Below are 21,053 nucleotides of genomic sequence, written 5' to 3' on the forward strand. Positions count from 1 at the left end.
CGTCGGGTGACGAACCGTCAACTCCGAAGTACCACCCCCTCCGCGAATGGGAGCCCCGCAGTGCTGACCGTCGACTTCTCCCGCTTCCCGCTCGCCCCCGGCGACCGGGTGCTCGACCTGGGCTGCGGCGGCGGCCGGCACGCGTTCGAGTGCTACCGGCGCGGTGCCAACGTGGTCGCCCTCGACCGGAACGCCGAGGAGATCGCCGAGGTCCGCAAGTGGTTCGCCGCCATGGAGCAGGCCGGCGAGGCCCCCGCCGGGGCCAGCGCCACCGCGATGGAGGGCGACGCGCTGAACCTGCCCTTCGACGACGCCACCTTCGACAGGATCATCATCTCCGAGGTGATGGAGCACATCCCCGACGACGAGGGCGTCCTCGCCGAGATGGTCCGCGTCCTCAAGCCCGGCGGACTGCTCGCCGTCACCGTGCCCCGCTACCTGCCCGAGAAGATCTGCTGGGCGCTGTCCGACGAGTACCACGAGGTCGAGGGCGGCCACATCCGGATCTACAAGGGCGACGAACTCGTCGAGAAGGTCCGCGGCGCGGGCCTCACCCCGTACGGCACCCACCACGCGCACGCCCTGCACGCCCCCTACTGGTGGATCAAGTGCGCGGTCGGCGTCGACAACGACAAGGCCCTGCCGGTGCGCGCCTACCACCAGCTGCTGGTCTGGGACATCGTCGGCACCCCCGTCATCTCCACCCTCACCAGGGCCGCCGAGAAGGCCCTCAACCCCGTCCTCGGCAAGTCCTTCGTCGTCTACGCCAGCAAGCCCCACCTGCCCGGGAGCGGCGCGTGACGGCCGCCGTCCCCGCCGCCCTGCTGCTCGACGGCGTCCTGGACGCCGCGCAGGCCGCCGACACCGTCCGCTCGATCCTCGCCCACCAGCAGCCCGACGGCGCGATCCCCTGGTTCCACGGCGGCCACCTCGACCCCTGGGACCACACCGAGGCCGCCATGGCCCTCGACACCGCCGGGGAGCACGCCGCCGCCGAAGCCGCCTACCAGTGGCTCGCCGACCGGCAGAACCCCGACGGCTCCTGGTACGCCGCCTACGCCTACGGACAGCCCGGCACCGCCGACGGCACCGCCACCGACCGCGCCCGCGAGACCAACTTCTGCGCGTACGTCGCCGTCGGCGCCTGGCACCACCACCTGGCCACCGGCGACGACCGCTTCCTCGAACGGATCTGGCCCACCGTCAGCCGCGCCCTCGACCACACCGTCCGGCTCAGCCTCCCCGGCGGCGCCATCGCCTGGCGCCAGGACGAGGACGGCACGGCCGCCGAGGACGCCCTCCTCACCGGCTCCTGCTCGATCCTGCACGCCCTGCGCTGCGGACTCGCCGTCGCCGACCACCTCGACCGGCCGCAACCCGACTGGGAGCTCGCCGCCGGACGCCTCCGGCACGCCATCGCCCACCACCCCGAGCGGTTCCTCGACAAGGACCGCTACTCCATGGACTGGTACTACCCCGTCCTCGGCACCGCCCTGCGCGGCGAGGACGCGGCGCGGCGCCTGGCCGCCGACTGGGACCGCTTCGTCGTCCCCGGCCTCGGCGTCCGCTGCGTCAGCGACCGCCCCTGGGTCACCGGCGGCGAGAGCGCCGAACTCGCCCTCGCCCTGTGGGCCGCCGGGCAGTCCGACCGGGCCGTCGAGATCCTCCGCTGGATCCAGCACCTGCGGCACCGGGACGGCTCCTACTGGACCGGCTACGTCTACGAGGACCACGCCATCTGGCCCGAGGAGCGCACCACCTGGACGGCCGGTGCGCTGCTGCTCGCCGTCGCGGCCCTCGGCGGCGACCACGCGACGGTCAGCGTCTTCGGCGGCGAGCACCTGCCGGGCGGGCTGGTGGTCAACGACTGCTGCTAGCGGTTCCGGCGTCGGGCCGCCCGGGCCGCCCGGGCCGCCCGGGCCGCCCGGTGGGGCGGGGACGCAACGCGAAGGTCCGCCGGGGGAGGGGGTTCCCTCCTCGGGCGGACCTTCGCGTTCGGTGTCTTCCGCTGTGCGCAGTTCCCCGCGCCCCTGGTGGGGCGTTCGGGGTGGGTGGGGAGGACGGCGAAGGTCCGCCCGGGGGAGGGGGGTTCCCTCCTCGGGGCGGACCTTCGCCGTTGTGCTCACCGCTCCGTGCGGTGCACCGGGTCAGCCGCGCTGGATGCCGGTGGTGTCGTTCAGGACGCCGTGGGTGCCGTCCGGGAGCTGGGCGACCAGGGCGCTGCCGCGCTGGTCGACGGCCAGGTACCAGGTGCCGGGGACGAGCTCGCCGACCGCCGGGGCGGCCGGGTTGTCCTTGTTGGCGAGCTGGCGGACCGCCGGGACGGCGAACCAGAACGGGGCGAACGGGGCGCCGCCCTGCGCCGGGACCTGCTCCTGGACGGCGGGCTGCACCGCGGTGGGCAGCGGCGCGGCCGCAGCGGCGGCCGGGGACGGGGCGGCCTGGGCGGCCTGCGGGAAGCCGTAGCCGCCCGGGGCCGGCTGGGCCTGGCCGAACGGCTGGGCGCCGCCCTGCTCGGGCTGCGGCTGGCCGGGGAACGGCTGCTGCTGGGCGCCGGGGTAGCCGTAGCCGGGCGCACCCGGCTGCTGCTGGCCGCCGTACTGCGGGTACTGCTGGCCGACGGCCGGGGTGCCGCTGCTCAGCGGGGCCTGCAGCGCGGGCAGCGCGCCGCCCGCGATCACGACGCCGGCCATCACCAGCAGCGAGACCAGGCCGAGCCAGGCACCGCCGCCGTAGTTGATGCCGGTGTCGCTGAGGCCGCCGAAGGACCACAGCATGCCCCACAGGGCGATGACGACCGAGGCCTTGCCCCACTGGTCCAGGCGCAGCCCGACGAACTCCTTGTTGCCCAGCGTCGCCTTCTGCAGGGCCGCGACCACGATCAGCACGGCGCCGATGATCCCGAGCAGGAAGACCGACTGGAGGATCGGGAAGTAGTCCGACTTCCAGGAGTTGAAGGAGTCGTTGCCCCGGCAGTACGAACCGCAGTCCGCGCTCCGGTAGGGCAGGAAGGACGAAATCAGGAGCAATACGGCCGCACCGGCGACGGCGGCGTCTCCCCTGGTGAGAGCGCGCAGATTCACTGACGTTCCCCTCATTGGTGTAGTCGTGGTCGGCGGGCGGTTGACCGGGCCCCCGTGGTACCGGGTCGGTACGACGGGGCAAAAGCCTAGAGCCAAGGCGACGCCGCGTGCACGGCGCCCTCCGGATCCGCACCGAATCGGTACGGGAGGGGGCGCCGGGAATCGGGGTGGAGGTGGGGGCGGGCCGGTCGGCTCACCCGGTGAGATAGCTGGTCAGGGCATCGGCCAGGGCCTGGGCGGCGCTCTGCCGCCACTGCGGGTCGGTCATCCGCCGGGCGTCGCCCGAGTTGCGCATGTTCCCGCACTCGATGAACACCTTCGGCACCTTGGACAGGTTGAGACCGCCCAGGTCGCTGCGGGTGTCCAGGCCCTGCTGGCCGATGTAGCTGGAGTACGGCTCCCCGGTGCCCGCCCTGAAGGCGTCGCGCAGCAGCACGCCCAGCCGGTGCGAGGGGTCGACGATCGCCGAGGTGTCGGCCGGACCGGCGACCACCCGGGCGGGCATGATCACGTGGAAGCCGGTGCCGGAGGCCGGCGCGCCGTCCGCGTGCACCGAGACCGCCGCGTCCGCCTTCGCGTCGTTGCCGATCCGGGCGCGCTCGTCGATGCACGGCCCCCAGGGGCGGTCGCCGTCCTGGGTGAGCACCACGGTCGCGCCCCGGTCCTGGAGGATCTGCCGGGCCCGGTGCACCACGTCCAGGGTGAACTCGGCCTCCGGGTAGCCCGCGTCGGTCGAGGTGCCGGTGGTGTCGCACTCCTTGCGGGCGTTGCCGATGTCCACCGTGCGGTTGATCTCGGCGGTGTGCCCGGCGTTGCCCGTGTTGTGGCCCGCGTCGAGCAGCACCGTCCGCCCGGCCAGCGGCTTCGACCCCCCGCTCTGCGGGGCCGCGGCCGCCGGGGACGGGACCGCTCCCGGGCCTGCCGCGGACGGGCCCGCGGGCGGGGAAGCCGGGGAGCCGTCGTCCTCGGCCGCGCCGCCCACCCGGTCGCCCTCCGCGTAGCTCGGCGTGCGCGGCGCCGAGGCGGTCGAGGTGACGTCCCGCGAGCTGTTGGCCACGGCCTGCCAGCCCAGCCAGCCGATCAGGCACACCGGCAGCACCACGGCCGCCGCCTTCGCGGCCGGCCGCCAGCGGGCGGGCCGCCGCGCCGGGTCGGCGTACGGACCGGCGTACGGGTCCGGCTCCTCGGGGCCGTCGGGGCGGTCGCGGTACGGGGTGGTACGGCCAGTCACGTGTTCCTCAGATCCTGTCCCCGGTACGGGGCGTCAGCCCGTACGCCTGGGCGATCGGTTTCCACTTCGCCGCGAAGTCCTGCTTCGACTGGGTGGCCTTCGGGTTGAGGTCGTTGGCGCGGGCCAGGTCGGCGGTGGTGGGCGCCTGGTTGTTGGTGCAGCCCTTCTCCGAGACGGTGCGCGCCCAGGCCGCGTACGCCCGGTCGATGTCCGCCGAGGTCTGCCAGGCCGTCCGCAGCGAAGCCACCGCCGCGTCGCCGCCCGGCAGGCTGTCGGTCTTCAGGTCGGCCAGCTTGGTCAGCAGCGCGTCGCGCTGCTGCGCGCCGGTGTCGAACACCTGGGCCGCGCCGTCGACCTCCGCCTTCGCCGGGCAACTGCGCACCTTCGCCACCGCGTTGCCGATCGGGGCCTTCGCGCCCTCGCCCTCGCTCAGCAGCGCGTCCAGCGCCTTCGCCTGCGCCTGCGCCTCCGGGCCCGCCGACGGCGAGGCCGACGCGGACGCCGAGGCCGACGGCGACGCGGACGCCGCCGGAGAAGCGTCCTGGCTGCCGGTGCCCGTCCCGCTCTTCCCCGAACTCGGCTGCGCCGCCGTCGGGTTGGCGCTGCCCTTGGCGGACGGGGAGTCGTTCGAGCCGCTGTTCTGCAGCACCAGCACCACGGCCCCGCCGATCAGCAGCACCAGCCCCGCGGCCACGCCGATCAGCAGCGGGGTGCGGCGGCGGCGCGGGTCGTCCTCGTAGTCGAACTCCGGCTCCTGGTAGCCGCCGTAGCCGCCCGGGCCGTTGTTGAACGGCTGCTGCTGGCCGCCGAAGGTCTGGTTCCCGCCGAAGCTCTGGTCACCGGGGCCGGGCGGCGGGGTGAAGCCCGGCTGCTGCTGGCCGCCGAAACCCGGCGGAGGACCGCCGAAGCCCGGCGGCGGGCCGCCGAAGGTCTGGTTCCCGCCGAAGGTCTGCGGGGACTGCGGCTGCGGGTACCCGTAGCCCTGCGGCTGCGGCTGCGGAGCCTGCGGCGGGCCGGGCGGCGGCGTGAAGCCGGGCTGCTGGCCGCCGAAGGTCTGCGGGGGCTGCGGCTGCGGGTACCCGTAGCCCTGCGGCTGCGGCTGCGACTGGGGCGCCTGCGGCGGGGCCGGCTGCTGCTGCGGGGACGGGGCGGCGGGCGGCTGCTGGCCGCTCTGCGGGGGGACGGGCGCGGCCGGGGCCGCCGGACCGGACGGGATCGGCGGCAGCGGGATCGCCGTGGTGGGCGGCCCCGCCGCAGCCGGGTCGGCCGCCACGGGCCGACGGACCCAGCCGCCCGCACCGTTGTTCGCGGTCGGGTCCCAGACCGCCCTCGCGGCGCTGCCCTGTTCCGTCATGCCCTGCCCTCGCCCCCAACTGACCGGTGCCGGTGCTCCGCACGGGCCGCTCCCCGTCCGGACCGTTCGTCGTCTGCCGCCGACACCGTACCGGCCGCCGGTGCGCGCGGTCACGGCGGACCGGCAACGCGTCGCGGTGGGGACGACGCTGCAGCGGCGTTGATCGTTCCCCTCCGGGCCCGGGAATTTCGCTCCCGGACGGGAACGGACGGGTCCGGCGCGGGTCGGGTGCGGGCCGGATCGGGGCCGGAACGGGTCAGCCGGAGGCCGCGGCGGTGCGGCGCAGCACCCGCAGCGAGCCCGTCACCGACACCTCCTCGAAGCCCTCGGCGAGCGCCCGCAGGTACACCCGGTACGGCGCCTGGCCGCCGTCCGCCGGGTCGGGGAAGACGTCGTGCACCACGAGCAGGCCGTCCGCGGCCAGGTGCGGCACCCAGCCCTCGTAGTCGCCGGTCGCGTGCTCGTCGGTGTGCCCGCCGTCCACGAACACCAGGGCCAGCGGGCCCCGCCACACCGCCGCGACCTGCGGCGAGCGGCCGACCAGCGCGACCACGTGCTCCTCCAGGCCCGCCGCGTGCAGGGTGCGGCGGAACCGCGGCAGGGTGTCCATCAGGCCGACCTCCGGGTCGACCAGCGACGGGTCGTGGTACTCCCAGCCCGGCTGCTGCTCCTCCGAGCCGCGGTGGTGGTCGACGGTCAGCGCGACCGTCCCGGCCCGGCGGGCCGCGTCCGCCAGCAGGATCGCCGAGCGCCCGCAGTACGTGCCGATCTCCAGCAGCGGCAGCCCGGTGCGTCCGGCCGCGTCGAGCGCCGCCGCGTACAGGGCCAGGCCCTCGTCCTCCGGCATGAAACCGGTCGCGGCCCGGAACGCGGCCAGGACCTGCGGGTCCGGTACGGGCTGCGCGGACGCGGCGGCGGGGGTGGGGTCGGTCATCGGGCGCTCCTGCCGGGCCGGGGGTGGCTGCCCCAGGACCCTACTGGATGGTAGGAACGCCCCCGCCGCGGGCCGTGCGGCTCGCGGCGGGGCCGTGCGGGCGGCTACAGCAGTGCGGCGGCGACCCGCCGCCGGCTCGGCGCGAGCTCCGCCTCGATCAGGGCGTCCCGTCCGGCGTCCAGCACCAGCGGGGGACGGTCGGCCGGGGGAGCCGAGGCCAGCAGCCGCAGCCGCAGGTAGGTCGGCGGGTGCGAGGCGTCGGTGGTGGACACCTCCCGCTCCGACAGCCGCACCCGGCGCTCCACCTCGGTCGGCGGGACCGACCGGGCCGCCTCCGCCAGCGCCTCCCACAGCCCCGGCAGCGGCCCGGCCGCCCGCGCCGCCCGGCCGCCGGCCCGGGGCAGGGCCCGCTGCCGGGTCAGCACCACGTCCAGCGTGGGCTTGTTGAACAGCGCCACCAGCATGCCCCGCGCGTCCCGCGGGGACGCCAGCCGCGCGGCCATCAGGTCGGCCCGGTGCTCGGCGGCCTGCCCGCTGCGCAGGTGCAGGCGGTGCATCAGCCCTCTGAGCGCCCGCACCCCGAGGTTGAGCACGCCCAGCACCAGGACGGTGACGGTGGAGGCGATGGCGACGAACAGGTTGGCATTCGTCTCGTTGTCGCGCGCCGGGTAGGTGAGCACGTACCACTCGTCCAGCGCGTTGACGGCGGAACCCGTCCACACGCCGCGCCGGGAGTCCCCGTTCACGCAGTGCCCGATCTCGTGCCCGAGCAGCGCGACCCGCTGCTGCCGGGTGAGCACCGTCCACAGCGGCAGGCCGATCTCCAACTGCCGGTGGCGGCGCAGCCCGTACGTGCCGAAGGAGGCGTTGAACGCGGAGGTCACTACGATCGAGTCCACCTTCGGCGCGCCCAACTCCGCCGAGACCAGGTCGACCAGCCCGTACAGGGTCGGCGCGGCCTCCCGGGTCAGCACCCCGGAGCGCTCCGGGCGGCCCAGCCGCGGACGCAGCAGGAACGCCACCGCCAGCGCGATCACGCCCAGCACCCGGGCCGGCCAGCCGCCCAGCGGCCACCCCGCGACCAGGGACACGCCGGTCAGCAGCACCGCCAGCGACACCAGGTGCACCGCCCCCGCGAGCAGGAACGCGCCCACCGACGCGCCGTGCTCCAGGTCGGACCCGCCCTCCGCGACCAGCCGGAACACCTCCTCGGTGCGGGCCCTGACCTCACGGCGGCGCTTCTCCTCGCGCCGCTTCTCCCGCTCGGCCCGGCGCCGGGCCCGCGGCGGCAGGCCGTCGAGGGACGGCTCGGGCGGCAGCAGGTTCCACTCGCAGGACGGGCACCAGGTCGGGAAGCGCTCCTGCGGGGCCACCGGCGCACCGCACTGCGGGCAGCGCTCGGCGGCCGGGGCGGCCTGGACGGGGACGGCGGGGGCCGGGGCGGCGGGGGCCGGGGCGGCGGGGGCCGCGGAGGCCGGGGTTTCGGCAGTCGACACGGCGGCGGATCCTGCCACAGCCGACGGGCCCGGGGAAGCGGGTTTGCGTCCGAACCGCTCGGCGGGTGCGGGGGATGCGCTATACAGGGGCGGCCGTGGTGGAACGCGTTCCACCGGGCGCCGTCACCGGCGGCCGAACATCCCGCCGTCACCGGCGGCCGAACATCCCGCCGTCACCGGCGGCCGAACACCCCGGGAGCAGCCCGTGCGCGCAGCGATCCTGCAGCAGACCGGACAGGACGCCCTGGACGTCCGCGACGACGTCGAAGCCGTCGGCTTCGGGCCCGGCCGGGTCCGGGTCCGGGTGCGGGCCGCCAGCCTCTGCCACTCCGACCTGTCCGCGATGGCCGGGGTCCTGCCGCAACCCGCCCCCTTCGTGCCCGGCCACGAGGGCGCCGGAGACGTCGTCGAGGTCGGCCCGGGCGTCACCGGCCTCGCCCCCGGCGACCGGGTGGTGCTCTGCTGGATGCCGCCGTGCGGCCGCTGCCCCGCCTGCCGGGCCGGGCGCACCCACCTGTGCACCGCCTCGATCCGGCGCCTCACCACCCCCGCCTTCCGGATCAGCGGCGACACCGACGCGTACGGCTTCTACGGCACCGGTGCGTTCGCCGAGGAACTCGTCGTCGCCGCCGACGCCGTCATCCCGGTCCCCGACGACCTGCCCCACGAACTCGCCGCCCTGATCGGCTGCGGCGTCACCACCGGACTCGGCGCCGTCGTCAACACCGCGCGGGTGGAGGCCGGTTCGACCGTCGCCGTGATCGGCGCGGGCGGCGTCGGCATCGCCGCCGTCCAGGGTGCCCGGATCAGCGGCGCCGCCCGCATCACCGTCGTCGACCCGGTCGCCTCCCGCCGCGAACGCGCCCTCGGCTTCGGCGCCACCGACGCCATCGCCCCCGAACAACTCAAGCACGCCGCCCGCGAGTTGCCCGCCGGCGGCTACGACCACGTCTTCGAGGCCGTCGGCCGCGCCGCCACCGTCCGGGCCGGCTACGACGCGGCCCGCCGCGGCGGTGCGGTGGTGGTGATCGGCGCCGGCGCCCAGGACGACAAGGTCTCCTTCAGCATGGGCGAACTCTTCTTCAACGAGAAGCGCCTGCTGCCCTCGATGTACGGCGGCGGCGACGTCCGCCGCACCGTCGGCCTCGCGATCGACCTCTGGCGGGCCGGACGACTCGACCTCGCCGGAATGATCACCCACCAGCTGCCGCTGGCCCGGGCCAACGAGGCGATCGCCCAGATGCGGACCGGGGAGGCGCTGCGGACCGTCCTGCTCACCGACTGACGCGCGGCGCCCCCGGCCCCGTCAGGACGGTGACGGGGCCGGGGCGCCGACCGGTGCGGTGCGGTCCCTCCCGCGAGGCCCTGCGGACGGCTGGCGGGACGGCCTGCGGGACGGCCTGCGGGACGGTCAGCGGCGGTGGCGGCCGTGCGGGTCCGCCTCCGGGGCGTCGTCGCCGGCGGTGGTGCCCCGGTGCCGTCCGTGAGCCCCGCCGTCGGCGGTCTCGTCGGCGCCCGGCGTGCGGTGGCCGTGCTCGGTGCTGTCGTCGATGGACTCGGACATCAGGTCGGTCTTCTCCGTGCGAAGGAAACGGTCAGTGGCCGTGCCGCCGAAGGAACCCGGGCAGCACGCAACCGGCCGTCCTCGCGGTGGCCCGTGGGGAACCACGACAACGGCCGAACACCGGCGGAGCCTACCGAACCCGTCGGCGGTCCACCGCTGCTGCGCGCGGTGGCTCCGGGCTCTGCCGCCGCGGCCCGAAGCAGCACGGACCTCCGGTGGGTTCCGGCCGTCAGCGGCTCGGGCCCGCCGTTCCCCGGGCCCCTGACGGCGCGTGCTCGTCCGCCGAAGAGCCCCCCGAGCAGGCGCGGTAGAAGGGGGAGAGGACCTGGAGGTCGGCGTGGGAGGCGAGGAGCGGGCCGGGGGCGTCAAGGAGGAGGACGCGGTCGGCGCGGGCCGCCGAGCCGATCCGGTGGGCGATGACGACCAGGGTGCCGGGACGGGCGGCGAACGCCTCCTCGGCCCGGAGTTCGGCTTCCGCGTCGAGGTGGCAGGTGGCCTCGTCCAGGACGACGACCGGGGCCGGGGAGAGGAACGCCCGGGTCAGGGCCAGGAGTTGGCGCTCGCCCGCGGACAGGGCGGCCGGGGCGGCGATCCGGCCGTCGGGGCCACCGAGGCGGGCGAGCAGGCGCGCGGAGCCCACCCGGTGGGCGGCGGTGGCGAGTTCGGCGTCCGAGTGCGCCCCGGACGGCCAGCACAGGTTCTCCCGGACGGTGCCCGCGAAGACGTACGCCTCCTGCGGGACGAGCGCCAGCCGGGCGGCCCGGGACGGGGCGGGGAGCGCGGCCGCGTCCTGGCCGCCGAGCAGGACCCGGCCCGCGTCCGGGCTGAGCACCCCGGCCAGCAGCGCCGCCAGCGTCGACTTGCCGGTGCCGCTCGGGCCGACCACGGCCAGGTGCGCGCCCGGGTGGAGTTCGAACTGCACGCCCTCCAGCGCCGGTTCGGCGCTCCCGGGGTGGGCGAACCGCAACCCTTCGACGCGCAACGAACCGTCGCCGCCCGCGGCCCCTGCGGCCCTCGCGGCCTCCGCGGCCCCCGCAGAGGCCGCAGCGGGCGCGGGGACGGGAGCGGGCGGTGGCGCGGGGCAGGCGGCCGTCAGCCGGTCCAGGACCACCGCGAGGTCCAGCAGCCAGCTGCCCAGCATGCCCGCCAACGCCCGTACCGCAGGCTCCAGTTGCTGCAGCAGGTAGGTCGCCACGCCGAGCACCTGCCCGGCCGTCAGCCAGCCGCGGCCCACCAGCCACGGCGCCGCGCACACCACCGCCAGCAGCGGCAGCCGCCCGCCCACCGCGACCGTCAGCGACCGGGCCGCCGCCGCCCGACCCACCGACCGCAGCGCCTCGCCCTGCGCCTCCACCAGGGCCGACAGGTGCGCCGACACCCGCTGCTGCGCCCCGCACGCCGCCACGTCCCGCAGCCCGGCGAACGCCCGGCCCGCCTCGGCCGCGATCCGCTCGTCCGCCAGCACCACCGCCCGGCGGCGCGCCACCAGCGGCCCCAGCAGCCGGACGAACAGCACCCCCGACAGCAGCAGCGGCAGCAGCACCAGCGGCAGCACCGGCGGGGCCAGCAGCCCCAGCCCCAGCAGCGCCGCCACCAGCCCGAATCCCACCCCGCGCGCACTGCGCAGCAGCGTGGCGGTCAACTGCCGGGCGGACTCCACCTGTTCGGTGATCCGGGCGATCTCCGCCGGGCCGTCCGGATCCGGCCGCGACAGCGCCCCGTGCACCACCCGCGCCACCAGGGCGTCCCGCAGCGGCTCCACCACCTCCGCGAGGTGCGGGAACACCGCCCGCGCCGCGAGCGCACGCAGCGCCGTCACCGCCCCCAGCACCCCCAGCCAGGCGAAACCCGTCCCCGGGCGCCCCGCCAGGAACCCCCGGTCCGCGGCCGCCGCCACCAGCAGCCCCGAACACAGCGCGGGCAGCGCCTCCACCGCCGACCACCCCGCCAACCGCCACACCGCCCGCCGCGGCACCACCGCGGCCAACTCCCGCAGCCCCCGCCCGCCCGGCGCCCGCCGATGCCGCCCCACGAAACCGCTCCTCCCAGCTGTGTGTTGACGCCCGCGAGCCCCTTCGGGGGCGCGGGAACGGCGGGCCCGTGCCGCCGACGCCCGGGGCACGGAACCCGAAGCCGTCGGCGCCCGACGGCAGCGCACCGTCAGCGGGCCCGTGCCCGCCGTTCCCCGGGCCCCCGGCGTCCCCCGTCCCGCCGCCCGTCCGGGGCCGCGCCCGACAGGGTCGCCCGGTAGGCCGGGTCGGCGAGCAGCGCGGCGTGGGTGCCGACCGCGCGGACCCGGCCGCCGTCCAGCCACACCACCCGTTCGGCCCGGGCCGCGACCGCCGCGCGGTGGGTGACGACCAGGCGGGTGCGGCCCCGGGTGGACTCGTGCAGGGCCCGGTCCACCTGGTGCTCGGTCGCCGCGTCCAGGCTGGACGTCGCGTCGTCCAGCACCACCACCCGGGCGTTCCCGGCCAGCAGCCTGGCCAGCCCCAGGCGCTGCAACTCGCCACCGGAGAGCTGGAGTTCACCCACCGGCGTACGGCCGCCGTGCGGCAGCCGGGCCAGGAAGCCGTCCGCCCGGGCCGCCGCCAGCGCCGCCGGGTCCGCGCCCTCCAGCGCCTCGTCCAGGGACGGCCCGATCAGCAGCGGGCGCTCGAAGGCGTAACCGACCGCGCGGCGCCGCTCCGCGACCGACAGCGCCGCCACCGGCACCCCGTCGACCAGCACCTCGCCGCCGTCCGGCAGCCGCAACCCGCCCGCCAGTGCGGCCAGCAGCGACTTGCCCGCACCCGAGCGCCCCACCACCGCGACCGTCGCCCCGCCCGGCACCGTCAGCTCCACCGGGCCGAACACCACCGCCCCCTCGTCGTCCCGCACCAGCACCGAACGGAAGACCAACTCGCCCGGCCCGTCCGGAAGTTCACGCCCACCCGCACCCGGCCCCGGCAGCTCCTCCACCTCCCGCACCCGGGCCGACCCGGCCCGCGCGTGCGCCACCCCCACCAGCGCCTCCACCTGCTCGAAGAACCCCAGCCCCAACGCCGCCCACCCCGCCGCGGCCGCGAACGCCCCCGCGGGCAGCCGCCCCGCCGCCACCAACTGCCCCGCCGTCCCCAGCACCGTCAGCTCCACCGCCGCGACCAGCAGCGTCACCTGACCCACCGTCCGGCGCTGCGCCCGCCACAACGCCCGCCCCACCTCCCCGAGTTCGGGCAGCACGCCGAGCACCCGCGCCGCCTCCTGCCGCTCCGCCCCCGCCGCCCGCACCGTCCGGACCCCCGTCAGCGCGTCCGCCAGCCGGTCCGCCAACCGCCCCTGCGCCTCCTGGTAGCGGACGAACACGTCCTCCGCCGTCCGCATGAACAACCGCACCAGCACCACCCCCGGCAGCACCCCCGCGAAGAACGCCGCCGCCAGCCACGGCGACAGCACCGCCAGCCCCAGCACCGCCCCCGCCGACGTCACCAGCGCCGTCACCGCCGCCAGCCGGGCCGTCCGCACCGCCCCCGCGTCCGCCGCCGCACCCACCAGCCGGGCCGTCAGGTCACCCGGACCCGGCCGCTCCCCGCACAGTCGCTCCACCGCCGACGGGAACGGACGCAGCCACAGCACCCGCCGCACCAGCGACCCGCGCAACGCCACCGTGTCCGCCGCCGTGCACGCCGGACCCGCCACCGCGGCCAGCGCCGACGCCGCCGCCCCCACCGCCAGCAGCGCCGCCAGCCCCCCGACCGCCCACCCCGCCGGACGGCCCGCCAGCACCGCGTCCAGCACCACCCCCGCCACCCCCGGCAGGGCCAGCGTCGCCGCCGCCTCCAGCGGCACCGACACCGTCAGCGCGACCGACCACCCACGCACGGCAACTCCTGGTCTACAAGTGGGACGGGCAGGTGGGAGGGCCGTGCCCGCCCCCGCGGACGGGGACGGACACGGCCCGGGCGAGGCGCCCCGACGTCAGCTGACGGTGAAGATCAGGCAGGTCAGGATCAGACAGGTGTACTGGCACCCGCCGCCGTGGCCGCCCAGCTCCACGGTCTCCAGCTCCGGCAGCTCCTGCAGGGCCGCGAGGTCGGTCTCGAACGAGAACGTGTTCTCCATGGTGTTTCCCTCCCTGGGGGTTCCACCGGACGCGGACGCGCCCGGCGACTGCGACGGCGCACCGCCGCAGGTCCGTCTCCCGCACGCACGGGGCGCCGGGAAGTCTGTGCGTTCGACGACCGGGCCGTCAGGTCGGACGGCCGGTGCGCAGGAAGCCCGCCAGCAGCTCGTGCACCGCCGCAGCCCCCTCCTCGGCCAGCACCTCGTGCCCCGCTCCCGCCGCCTCCACGTACCGGAAGTCCACGCCCTCCACCCGCCCCAGCCGCAGCAACTCGTGCCGCAGCGCACGGGACTGGCCCACCGGCACCACCTCGTCCCGGTCCCCGTGCACCACCAGCAGCGGCGCGTGCAGCCGGTGCGCCACCCGCAGCACGTCGCGCGGACCGCGGGCGTCGTCGAGCTCCCGGTCGCCGCCCAGCCGGGTGGTCAGCGCCCGCACCGGGGCCGCCGCCTCCGCCAGCAGCCGCCCGCCCGACAGGAACGGCGCCACCACCGCGCACCGCGCCACCGACCCCACCGGGGCGTGCGCCGCCGCCAGCAGCGCCAGGAACGCGCCGTAGCTCACCCCGAACAGCGCGGGCGGCTCCAGCCCCAGCGCCGCCCGCTGCCCCGCCACGCCCTCCAGCAGCGCCAGCACGTCCTCCAGGTCCGGCCCGCCCCACGCGCCGCGGATCGCCATCGCGAACTCCGGCCCGTACCCCGTCGAACCGCGCTGGTTCGGCGCCAGCACCGCCAGCCCGTCCGCCGACATCCGCTGCAGCGCCGGGTCGAACTCCAGCCGCCAGGCGTCCGCCGGACCGCCGTGCAGGGCCAGCACCAGGTGCGGCGCCGACAGCCACGACTCGCCGCCGTACACCACCGCCTCCACCGGACCGGCCGGACCGGCCAGCTCCAGGCACTGCGCCGACCGCCACCGGCCGCCGTCCCCCGGCTCCGCCGACCCGTCCAGCCGCCAGCCCGCCGGGGACGCCGAGCCCGCCGGGGACGCCGAGCCCGCCGGGGACGTGCGCTGTGAGGACTGCGGGGACGGCGGCGGGGACGGGGAGTTGAGCGGTGCCAGCGGCAGCGGCAGCGCCACCGGAACGCCCGCCGGGAGCGGCTCCGCCGCCAGCAGCGCCGCCACGTCCAGCGTGGCCAGCGCCGCCGGACGGTCCGGCGCCGAGTACGGCATCCGCAGCCCCGCCGCCGACCAGTGCCCCACCGCCCCCAACCGGCCCGGCGGCACCGGCAGCGGACGCACCTGCTTCTCGCCCGCCCGCCACAGCACCAGCGCCGACGCCGCCCCGTGGTCCACCTGCAGCACCACCTGCGGCTCCGCGCCCGGCGCCAGGCCGGGCGCCGCCGCCACCGGGCGCAGCAGCCGCCCCGGCTGGTGCAGGCAGTCCGGGAACCGCACCGGCTCGCCGCCGCCGATCAGCGCCCAGCCGAGCCGGTCCACCCCCGGCGCGTCGCTGCGCAGCATCCCGAAACCGGTCGCCGGATCGAACAGCACCAGCCGGTCGTTGCTGCTCTCGCCCAACTCCAACAGCGGTGTGGTGGTGCCCAGTTCGAGATCCAGCACGACGGTCTTCACCATCCCGCCGACCACCCGGTCCAGCGCCAGCAGCCGCCCCGCCGCGTCCAGCCACACCCCGCCGCCGTGCAACCCCGGCAGCTGTGCGACCTCCCGCGGCGCCGACCCGTCCGCCGCCAGCAGCCACACCGTCGTCACCGGACGGGTGTCCGTCCCCAGCAGCACCGCGACCGGGGCGCCGCCCGCCGCCCCGCCCGGCACGGCCAGCATCCGCAGCCCCGGCAGCCGCAACGCCGCCAACGGCACCTCCGGCTCCCCGGCCGCCAGCAGCACCAGTGCGTGCCGGTCCCCGTCGTGCCGGCACACCAGCACCCGGCCGTCCGGCAGCGCCAGCAGCTGCGCCCGCAGCCTCTCCTCGGACGGCAGCGCGGTCGGCACGGCCGGACCGTCCGCCGGGAGGCGCCAGCTCTCCGCGTACCACCCGCCGTCGGCCCCGGCGGCGAGGCACGCGGCGTGCGAGCCGTCGCCGGCGAAGGTGAAGCTGAGCCGCCGCAACGCGAGGTGCACGGTCTGCGTGCTCATCGGGGACCACCTTTCGGCAGACGGGTCGGAACGATCGGGGGCCGGGGGCGGCGGGCCGGGGCTGCTCACGGGCGCGCATGGGTTCCGGGCGCTGTCACCACGGTCCTCACCACGGTCCGAAGCAGCTCGGACCTTCGGTGGGCTCCGGCCGTCAGCAGCCCGGACCCGCCGTTCCCCGGGCCCCTGACGGGGGCGCTGACGGGGCCGCCGGCGGGGCCGGTGCGGGGGCGTGCCACATCCGGGGGCCGCCGTGGCGGAGGCGGAGGAGGAAGGCGAGCGGGCCCGCGGTGCCGGTGCCGTAGGCGGGGGTGGCGGTGGTGCCGGTCTCGTCGGGGAGGACGAGCAGGCCCTCGCGCAGGGAGGTGCGGGCGGCGATCAGGGCGGCGAGTTCGTGGGCGCCCCGGCGGAAGCGGGCCTCGCCGGTGGCGTCGGCGAGGTCGAGGAGGTACTCGCCGTTCCCGGCCAGGCCGTGGCAGGCGCTGACGCCGCCGTGCCAGCGGGCGTCCAGGACGGCCTGGCCGGCGGCCAGGGCGAGTCGGCGGGACGTCCCGTCGCCGGTGGCCAGCCAGTGCCGGACGAGGAAGGTGCCGACCCCGGAGGAGCCGCTGCACCAGTGGGCGAGGCGGACGTGGTCGGGGTCGCCGTGGCTCTGCGGCCACCACGCGGCGGGACCTTCGTGGCGGGCGGTGGCGGCCAGGGTGCGGGCGGCGCGGTCGGCGGCGGCGCGGGCTCCCGCCGCGGTGTCCGCGAACGAGGGGTCGCCGCTGTCCGCGAGGGCGGTCGCGGCGGCCAGCAGGAAGGTGCCGATGCCCGCGACGCCGTGGGCGTGCCCGAGGTGGGTGGCCCCGGCGAGGGCGGAGTCGAAGTCGGCGGGCACCGGCCAGACCGTCCCGTACGGTTCCTCGCGGGCGGCGGAGAGCAGGTGCCGGACGCAGCGGGCGGTGCGGTCGAGGTAGGTGCGGGCGCCGGTGGCGCGGTGGGCGCGGAGCTGGGCGAGGCCGGCTCCGGCGGCGCCGTGGCAGACGTCGGGGTTGGGCCAGTCGAGCGGGAGTTTCGCGGCGAGTCCGGCGGCGCGTTCGGCGAGGCCGGGGTCGCCGAGGGCGTCGGCGGCGTCGAACAGGGCCCAGGCGGTTCCGGCCCGGCCGAAGTGCAGGCCGGGGAGGACCACGGGTTCGGCGGCGCAGCGGCGTTCGATCCAGGTGGTGGCGAGGGCGGCGGTGCTGCGGGCGCGTTCCCGGACGGGGTCGGGCAGCGGGGCGAGGGCGGCCCGGGCGAGCAGGGCGAGGACGCCCGCGGCGCCGTGCTGGACGTTGCACGGGTCGGTGAGCAGGCCGTTCGGGACGGTCGGCCAGAGCCGGTCGCGGCGCTGCGGGGTGGCGCTGCGGGCCAGGTCGTGCAGGCCGTCGTGCAGCAGCCGGTCCAGTGCGGACGGGGCGACGGGCGGTGCGGCGACGGGCGCGGCGGCGGTGTCGGACGCGGTGGCGGTGGCCGGTTCGGCGGCGAGCGCGGTGCGGACGCGTTCCAGGCTCCAACGCCGGTCGGGGGCCTCGGCGCGCAGCCCGAGCACCAGCGGGGCGAGCCGGCGGGCGGTCTCCCCCTCGCGGGCGGCCAGTGCCAGCCAGCGGCCCAGCCGGTCGGCGACCGGGCGGGCCTGCGGCAGGTCGTCCGGCAGCAGCGGGTCGTGGCCGGTGGCGAGCAGGAAGTACAGGCCGCCGAGGGCGTACAGGTCGGTGCTGCGGGCGGCCCGTCCGGTGCGGTGCGGGCCGGAGTGCTCGGGTGCGCGGTAGCCGGGGGTGCCCGCGGAACCGGCCAGCACCCCGGCGGGGACGGCGAGTTCGAGGTCGACCAGGCGGACGCTCCCGTCCGGGGCGACCAGCACGTTGCCGGGGGAGAGGTCGCGCAGGACGAGCCCGCGGCGGTGCACCCGCTCGACCAGGTCGAGCAGCGCGAGCGCCAGCGGACCGGCCTCGGCCCAGCGGACGTCCGGGGTGCCGTCGCGGCGCAGCCGGGCCGCGACCCAGCTGCCCAGGGCCTGGCCGGGGACGCGCTCCTGGACCAGGAACAGCGAGTCCTGCTGCTCGACCAGGGCGTGCACCCGGGGGGTGAGGCCGCTGTCGGCGAGCCGGTCGAGCAGTTCGGCCTCGTGCCGCAGGGCGGTGCGGGCGTCCGTCCCGGCCCGGTCGACCTCGATGTGCGCCCGGGCCTGCTTGACCACCACCTCCGCGCCGGTGGTGCGGTCGCTGCCCAGGAACACCCCGCCCTTGGCGCTGTGCCGCAGCGCGGCGGTCAGCGCCCAGCGGCCGTCCAGCAGCACGCCGCCGGAGCGCCGGGCGCCGGGGCCGGGCTGGGCGGGCACCCGGACGGCCGTCGGCCGCCCGGTGCCGACGGTGGCCGGTGCGCCGCCGACCGCCGCTCCCGCTCCTGGTCCCGCTCCCGCGGCGTGCGCTCCCGCGGTGGTCGATCCCGCCCCCTCGACGGGGTCGACCACCCAGGGCGGGCGGCGGTAGGCGGCGGTGCGGACGTCCTCGACCAGGGCGCCGCCGGGGGCGCGCAGCATCGAGCGGTAGGCGCCGTCGTTGCCGAGCACCGACCGCCCGGCGAACGCGCCGTAGCGGTAGTGCACCAGGCTGCCGGGGCGGTACGGACGGTCGGAGAGAATCACCGGACCGGGCATTCCCGCGGTCGCGAGGTGGAGTTCCTCGGCGAGCCGCCGGAATTGCTCGTCGTCGTTCGGGTAGACGGTGACGAATTTCCCGGACGATCCCCGTTCGCTGTTCCGGGAATTGATTTCGTGGAGTTTCTGCCGGTCGGCGGTAAATTTGAACGCGCACGGGTCGTCGGCGACCACCGCGGCGACCGCGGACAGCACTTCGACCGCCACCGAGGAGGCCGCGCTGACGTGCAGCTTCCAGCCCTGGGCGGGCAGCTCGCGGCCGGGCGGCCGCACCGTGCACCAGAAGCCCTCGACCGCGACCGTCCAGTCGCCGCCGCCTCCCCGGGCCCTGCTGCCGGTCACGGCCGCCCGCGCCACCTCCACCAACGTGCCGTCCACACCCGGCTCGTCGTCGACCGGACCCGGCCCCCCTGTCCTGCGCAGCGGTGTGCCCGCCCCCATCTGCTTCACACCCCTTCGCGGTGGACTCGACCGAACGGTCTGCGGAAGTCACGAGAGCCTCGGCGGCGCCCGCCGAATTCCACGCCCTCCGCGTGGGGTTCCACGCGCCGTGACGCGGGAATTCCGGCCGGTCGCCTTTTTCGACCCCCCTGGTCGAGGCAACTCTCGTTCGCAGGACTAGAAGTTACTTTCGGGGAGGGTGTGACTCAACACCGGCCGGGTCACTTCACCCGTAAGGGTGATCCGGTTTCGTTTTCGAATGCGTTCGCCCCGGGGCGTGTGACCAGGGCCCCCCGCGCGGCCACCGGCCGTTTCCGCTCCCGGGGCCGGTCGGAGCGCCCTCGGGACGCCCGCCGGGCCCCCGTCCGCCGGGTTGACGTGCACGTGTACGACGGCCGGGCCCGGTCCGCCCGCCGGGAGCGGGACCGGGCCCGGCCGCGGCACGCGGTAGTCTCGACAGGTGCCGAAACTCTCCGACGTCATCGCCGTGCTCGAAGAGGTCTACCCCCCGCAGTGGGCGGAGTCCTGGGACGCGGTGGGCCTGGTCTGCGGCGACCCCGAGGCCCCGGTGCGCCGGGTGCTCCTCGCCGTCGACCCGGTGCAGGCGGTGGTGGACGAGGCCGTCGAATGGGGCGCCGACCTGCTGGTCACCCACCACCCCCTCTACCTGCGCGGCACCACCACGGTCGCCGCGACCGGCTTCAAGGGCCGGGTGGTGCACACCCTGATCAAGCACGACATCGCCCTGCACGTCGCGCACACCAACGCCGACCACGCGGACCCCGGCGTCTCGGACGCCCTGGCCGAGGCCGTCGGCCTGAAGGTCACCGGCCCGCTGGTGGCCGACCCGACCGACCCGGCGGGCCGCCGCGGCAGCGGCCGGATCGGCGAACTCCCGCAGCCGATGACACTGGCCGCGTTCGCCGCCCAGGTCGCCGCCGGACTGCCCGCCACCGCCGCGGGCGTGCGCGCCGCGGGCGACCCGGAGCGGCCCGTCCGCCGGGTCGCGGTCTGCGGCGGCTCCGGCGACTCCTTCCTGGCCGAGGCCCGCAAGGCCGGTGTCGACGCGTACGTCACCGCCGACCTGCGGCACCACCCGGCCTCCGAAGCCACCGAGGCGGCCCCGGTCGCCCTGGTCGACGCCGCGCACTGGGCCACCGAGTGGCCCTGGCTCACCCTCGCCGCCCGCGAGCTCACCGGCCGCGCCGAGAGCCGCGGCTGGCCGCTGGAGACCCGCGTCTCCACCCGGGTCACCGACCCGTGGACGGCGCACGCGCCGATGCCGTACGCCCCCTGACCTCCCGCCGAACCAACTCAACAGGAGCCCTGCCGCGTGAACGCCGCGCCCGCCGACCAGAACCGCCTGCTCGACCTGCAGGCCCTCGACTCCCGCCTCGACCAGCTGGCCCACCGGCGCCGCACCCTGCCCGAGCACGCCGAGATCGACAAGGCCGCCGCCGACCACACCGCCCTCAAGGACCTGGTCGTCGCCGCCCAGGCCCAGCTCGGCGACACCACCCGCGAGCAGGCCAAGGCCGAGGCCGACGTCGAGCAGGTCCGCGCCCGGGCCGCCCGCAACCAGCAGCGGATGGACTCCGGCGCGGTCAGCTCCCCCAAGGACCTGGAGAACCTCCAGCACGAGAACGCCTCGCTGGCCAAGCGCCAGGGCGACCTGGAGGACATCGTCCTGGAGGTGATGGAGCGCCTGGAGTCCGCCCAGAACCGGGTCACCGAGCTGACCGCCCGTCTGGAGCACTCCGCCGTGGTCGTCGCCGAGGCCGAGGCCCGCCGCGACGCGGTGTTCGCCGAGATCGACGCCGAGGCCGACAAGGTCCGCCGCGACCGCGAGGCCGTCGCCAACGTCATCCCCGCCGACCTGATGAAGCTCTACCTGCGCCTGCGCGAGCAGCAGGGCGGCACCGGCGCGGCCCGCCTCTACCAGCGCCGCTGCGAGGGCTGCCGCACCGAGTTCTCGATCACCGAGTTCAACGCGATCAAGGCCGAGCCCGCCGACAAGGTGCTGCGCTGCGAGAACTGCGGCCGGATCCTGGTCCGCACCGGCGAGTCGGGCGTCTGACCC

The 21,053-nt window shown here is 76.9% G+C and carries 16 protein-coding genes; 5 read left to right on the top strand and 11 right to left on the bottom strand.

All coding sequences use genetic code 11. The features are described 5' to 3' along the window. The first annotated feature begins 60 nt into the window (after positions 1-60). A complete protein-coding gene (locus tag QSK52_RS23435) occupies positions 61-801 on the top strand; it encodes a class I SAM-dependent methyltransferase (protein WP_285738102.1) in 741 nt (246 codons plus the stop codon). Continuing rightward, the gene (locus QSK52_RS23440) at positions 798-1,877 is read left to right on the top strand and encodes a prenyltransferase (RefSeq protein WP_285738103.1); all 1,080 of its coding nucleotides are present in this window, start codon (positions 798-800) and stop codon (positions 1,875-1,877) included. Before QSK52_RS23435 ends, QSK52_RS23440 begins: the two co-directional genes overlap by 4 nt. A gap of 270 nt (positions 1,878-2,147) precedes the next feature. On the opposite strand, the gene QSK52_RS23445 is transcribed toward QSK52_RS23440, so the two are convergent. From QSK52_RS23445 to QSK52_RS23465, 5 genes are all read right to left on the bottom strand, one after another. Beyond that, complete coding sequence (locus QSK52_RS23445) at positions 2,148-3,029, bottom strand: hypothetical protein (RefSeq protein WP_352230301.1); 882 nt, start codon at positions 3,027-3,029, stop codon at positions 2,148-2,150. A 247-nt stretch (positions 3,030-3,276) separates the two neighbouring features. Next, positions 3,277-4,314: an N-acetylmuramoyl-L-alanine amidase gene (locus tag QSK52_RS23450; protein WP_285738105.1), complete on the bottom strand. Its 1,038-nt coding sequence runs from the start codon at positions 4,312-4,314 to the stop codon at positions 3,277-3,279. 7 nt (positions 4,315-4,321) lie between these two features. After that, positions 4,322-5,668 (bottom strand): hypothetical protein, encoded by a 1,347-nt coding sequence (locus tag QSK52_RS23455; RefSeq protein WP_285738106.1) that lies wholly within the window; start codon positions 5,666-5,668, stop codon positions 4,322-4,324. Positions 5,669-5,924: 256 nt separating this feature from the next. After that, on the bottom strand, positions 5,925-6,602 hold the full coding sequence (locus QSK52_RS23460; protein ID WP_285738107.1) for a class I SAM-dependent methyltransferase: 678 nt from the start codon (positions 6,600-6,602) through the stop codon (positions 5,925-5,927). A 104-nt stretch (positions 6,603-6,706) separates the two neighbouring features. After that, the gene (locus tag QSK52_RS23465) at positions 6,707-8,098 is read right to left on the bottom strand and encodes a M48 family metalloprotease (protein ID WP_285738108.1); all 1,392 of its coding nucleotides are present in this window, start codon (positions 8,096-8,098) and stop codon (positions 6,707-6,709) included. Between the two features lie 205 nt (positions 8,099-8,303). Here QSK52_RS23465 and QSK52_RS23470 point away from each other — a divergent pair, with 205 nt between their 5' ends. Beyond that, positions 8,304-9,383 carry a Zn-dependent alcohol dehydrogenase gene (locus QSK52_RS23470; RefSeq protein WP_285738109.1) on the top strand — a complete coding sequence of 360 codons (1,080 nt, stop codon included), beginning with the start codon at positions 8,304-8,306 and terminating at the stop codon, positions 9,381-9,383. Positions 9,384-9,509: 126 nt separating this feature from the next. Here QSK52_RS23470 and QSK52_RS23475 read toward each other — a convergent pair whose 3' ends face one another. The 6 genes from QSK52_RS23475 to lanL form a co-directional block, all read right to left on the bottom strand. Continuing rightward, positions 9,510-9,662, bottom strand: a complete 153-nt coding sequence (locus QSK52_RS23475; protein ID WP_285738110.1) for a hypothetical protein — start codon at positions 9,660-9,662, stop codon at positions 9,510-9,512. A gap of 229 nt (positions 9,663-9,891) precedes the next feature. Further along, positions 9,892-11,694: an ATP-binding cassette domain-containing protein gene (locus tag QSK52_RS23480; protein ID WP_285738111.1), complete on the bottom strand. Its 1,803-nt coding sequence runs from the start codon at positions 11,692-11,694 to the stop codon at positions 9,892-9,894. Between the two features lie 128 nt (positions 11,695-11,822). After that, positions 11,823-13,523, bottom strand: a complete 1,701-nt coding sequence (locus QSK52_RS23485; RefSeq protein ID WP_285738112.1) for an ATP-binding cassette domain-containing protein — start codon at positions 13,521-13,523, stop codon at positions 11,823-11,825. Between the two features lie 96 nt (positions 13,524-13,619). Continuing rightward, on the bottom strand, positions 13,620-13,763 hold the full coding sequence (locus QSK52_RS23490) for a VenA family class IV lanthipeptide (protein WP_285738113.1): 144 nt from the start codon (positions 13,761-13,763) through the stop codon (positions 13,620-13,622). A gap of 127 nt (positions 13,764-13,890) precedes the next feature. Then, on the bottom strand, positions 13,891-15,858 hold the full coding sequence (locus QSK52_RS23495; protein ID WP_285738114.1) for an alpha/beta hydrolase family protein: 1,968 nt from the start codon (positions 15,856-15,858) through the stop codon (positions 13,891-13,893). A 151-nt stretch (positions 15,859-16,009) separates the two neighbouring features. Further along, a complete protein-coding gene (lanL, locus tag QSK52_RS23500) occupies positions 16,010-18,910 on the bottom strand; it encodes a class IV lanthionine synthetase LanL (RefSeq protein ID WP_285738115.1) in 2,901 nt (966 codons plus the stop codon). A 523-nt stretch (positions 18,911-19,433) separates the two neighbouring features. Between lanL and QSK52_RS23505 the strand changes: the two genes are divergently transcribed. Continuing rightward, positions 19,434-20,270: a Nif3-like dinuclear metal center hexameric protein gene (locus tag QSK52_RS23505; protein WP_285738116.1), complete on the top strand. Its 837-nt coding sequence runs from the start codon at positions 19,434-19,436 to the stop codon at positions 20,268-20,270. Between the two features lie 36 nt (positions 20,271-20,306). Continuing rightward, positions 20,307-21,050, top strand: a complete 744-nt coding sequence (locus tag QSK52_RS23510) for a zinc ribbon domain-containing protein (protein ID WP_285738117.1) — start codon at positions 20,307-20,309, stop codon at positions 21,048-21,050. The last annotated feature ends 3 nt before the right edge of the window (positions 21,051-21,053 follow it).

The sequence above is a fragment of the Kitasatospora phosalacinea genome (assembly GCF_030268885.1).
GTDB classification, from domain to species: domain Bacteria; phylum Actinomycetota; class Actinomycetes; order Streptomycetales; family Streptomycetaceae; genus Kitasatospora; species Kitasatospora phosalacinea_C.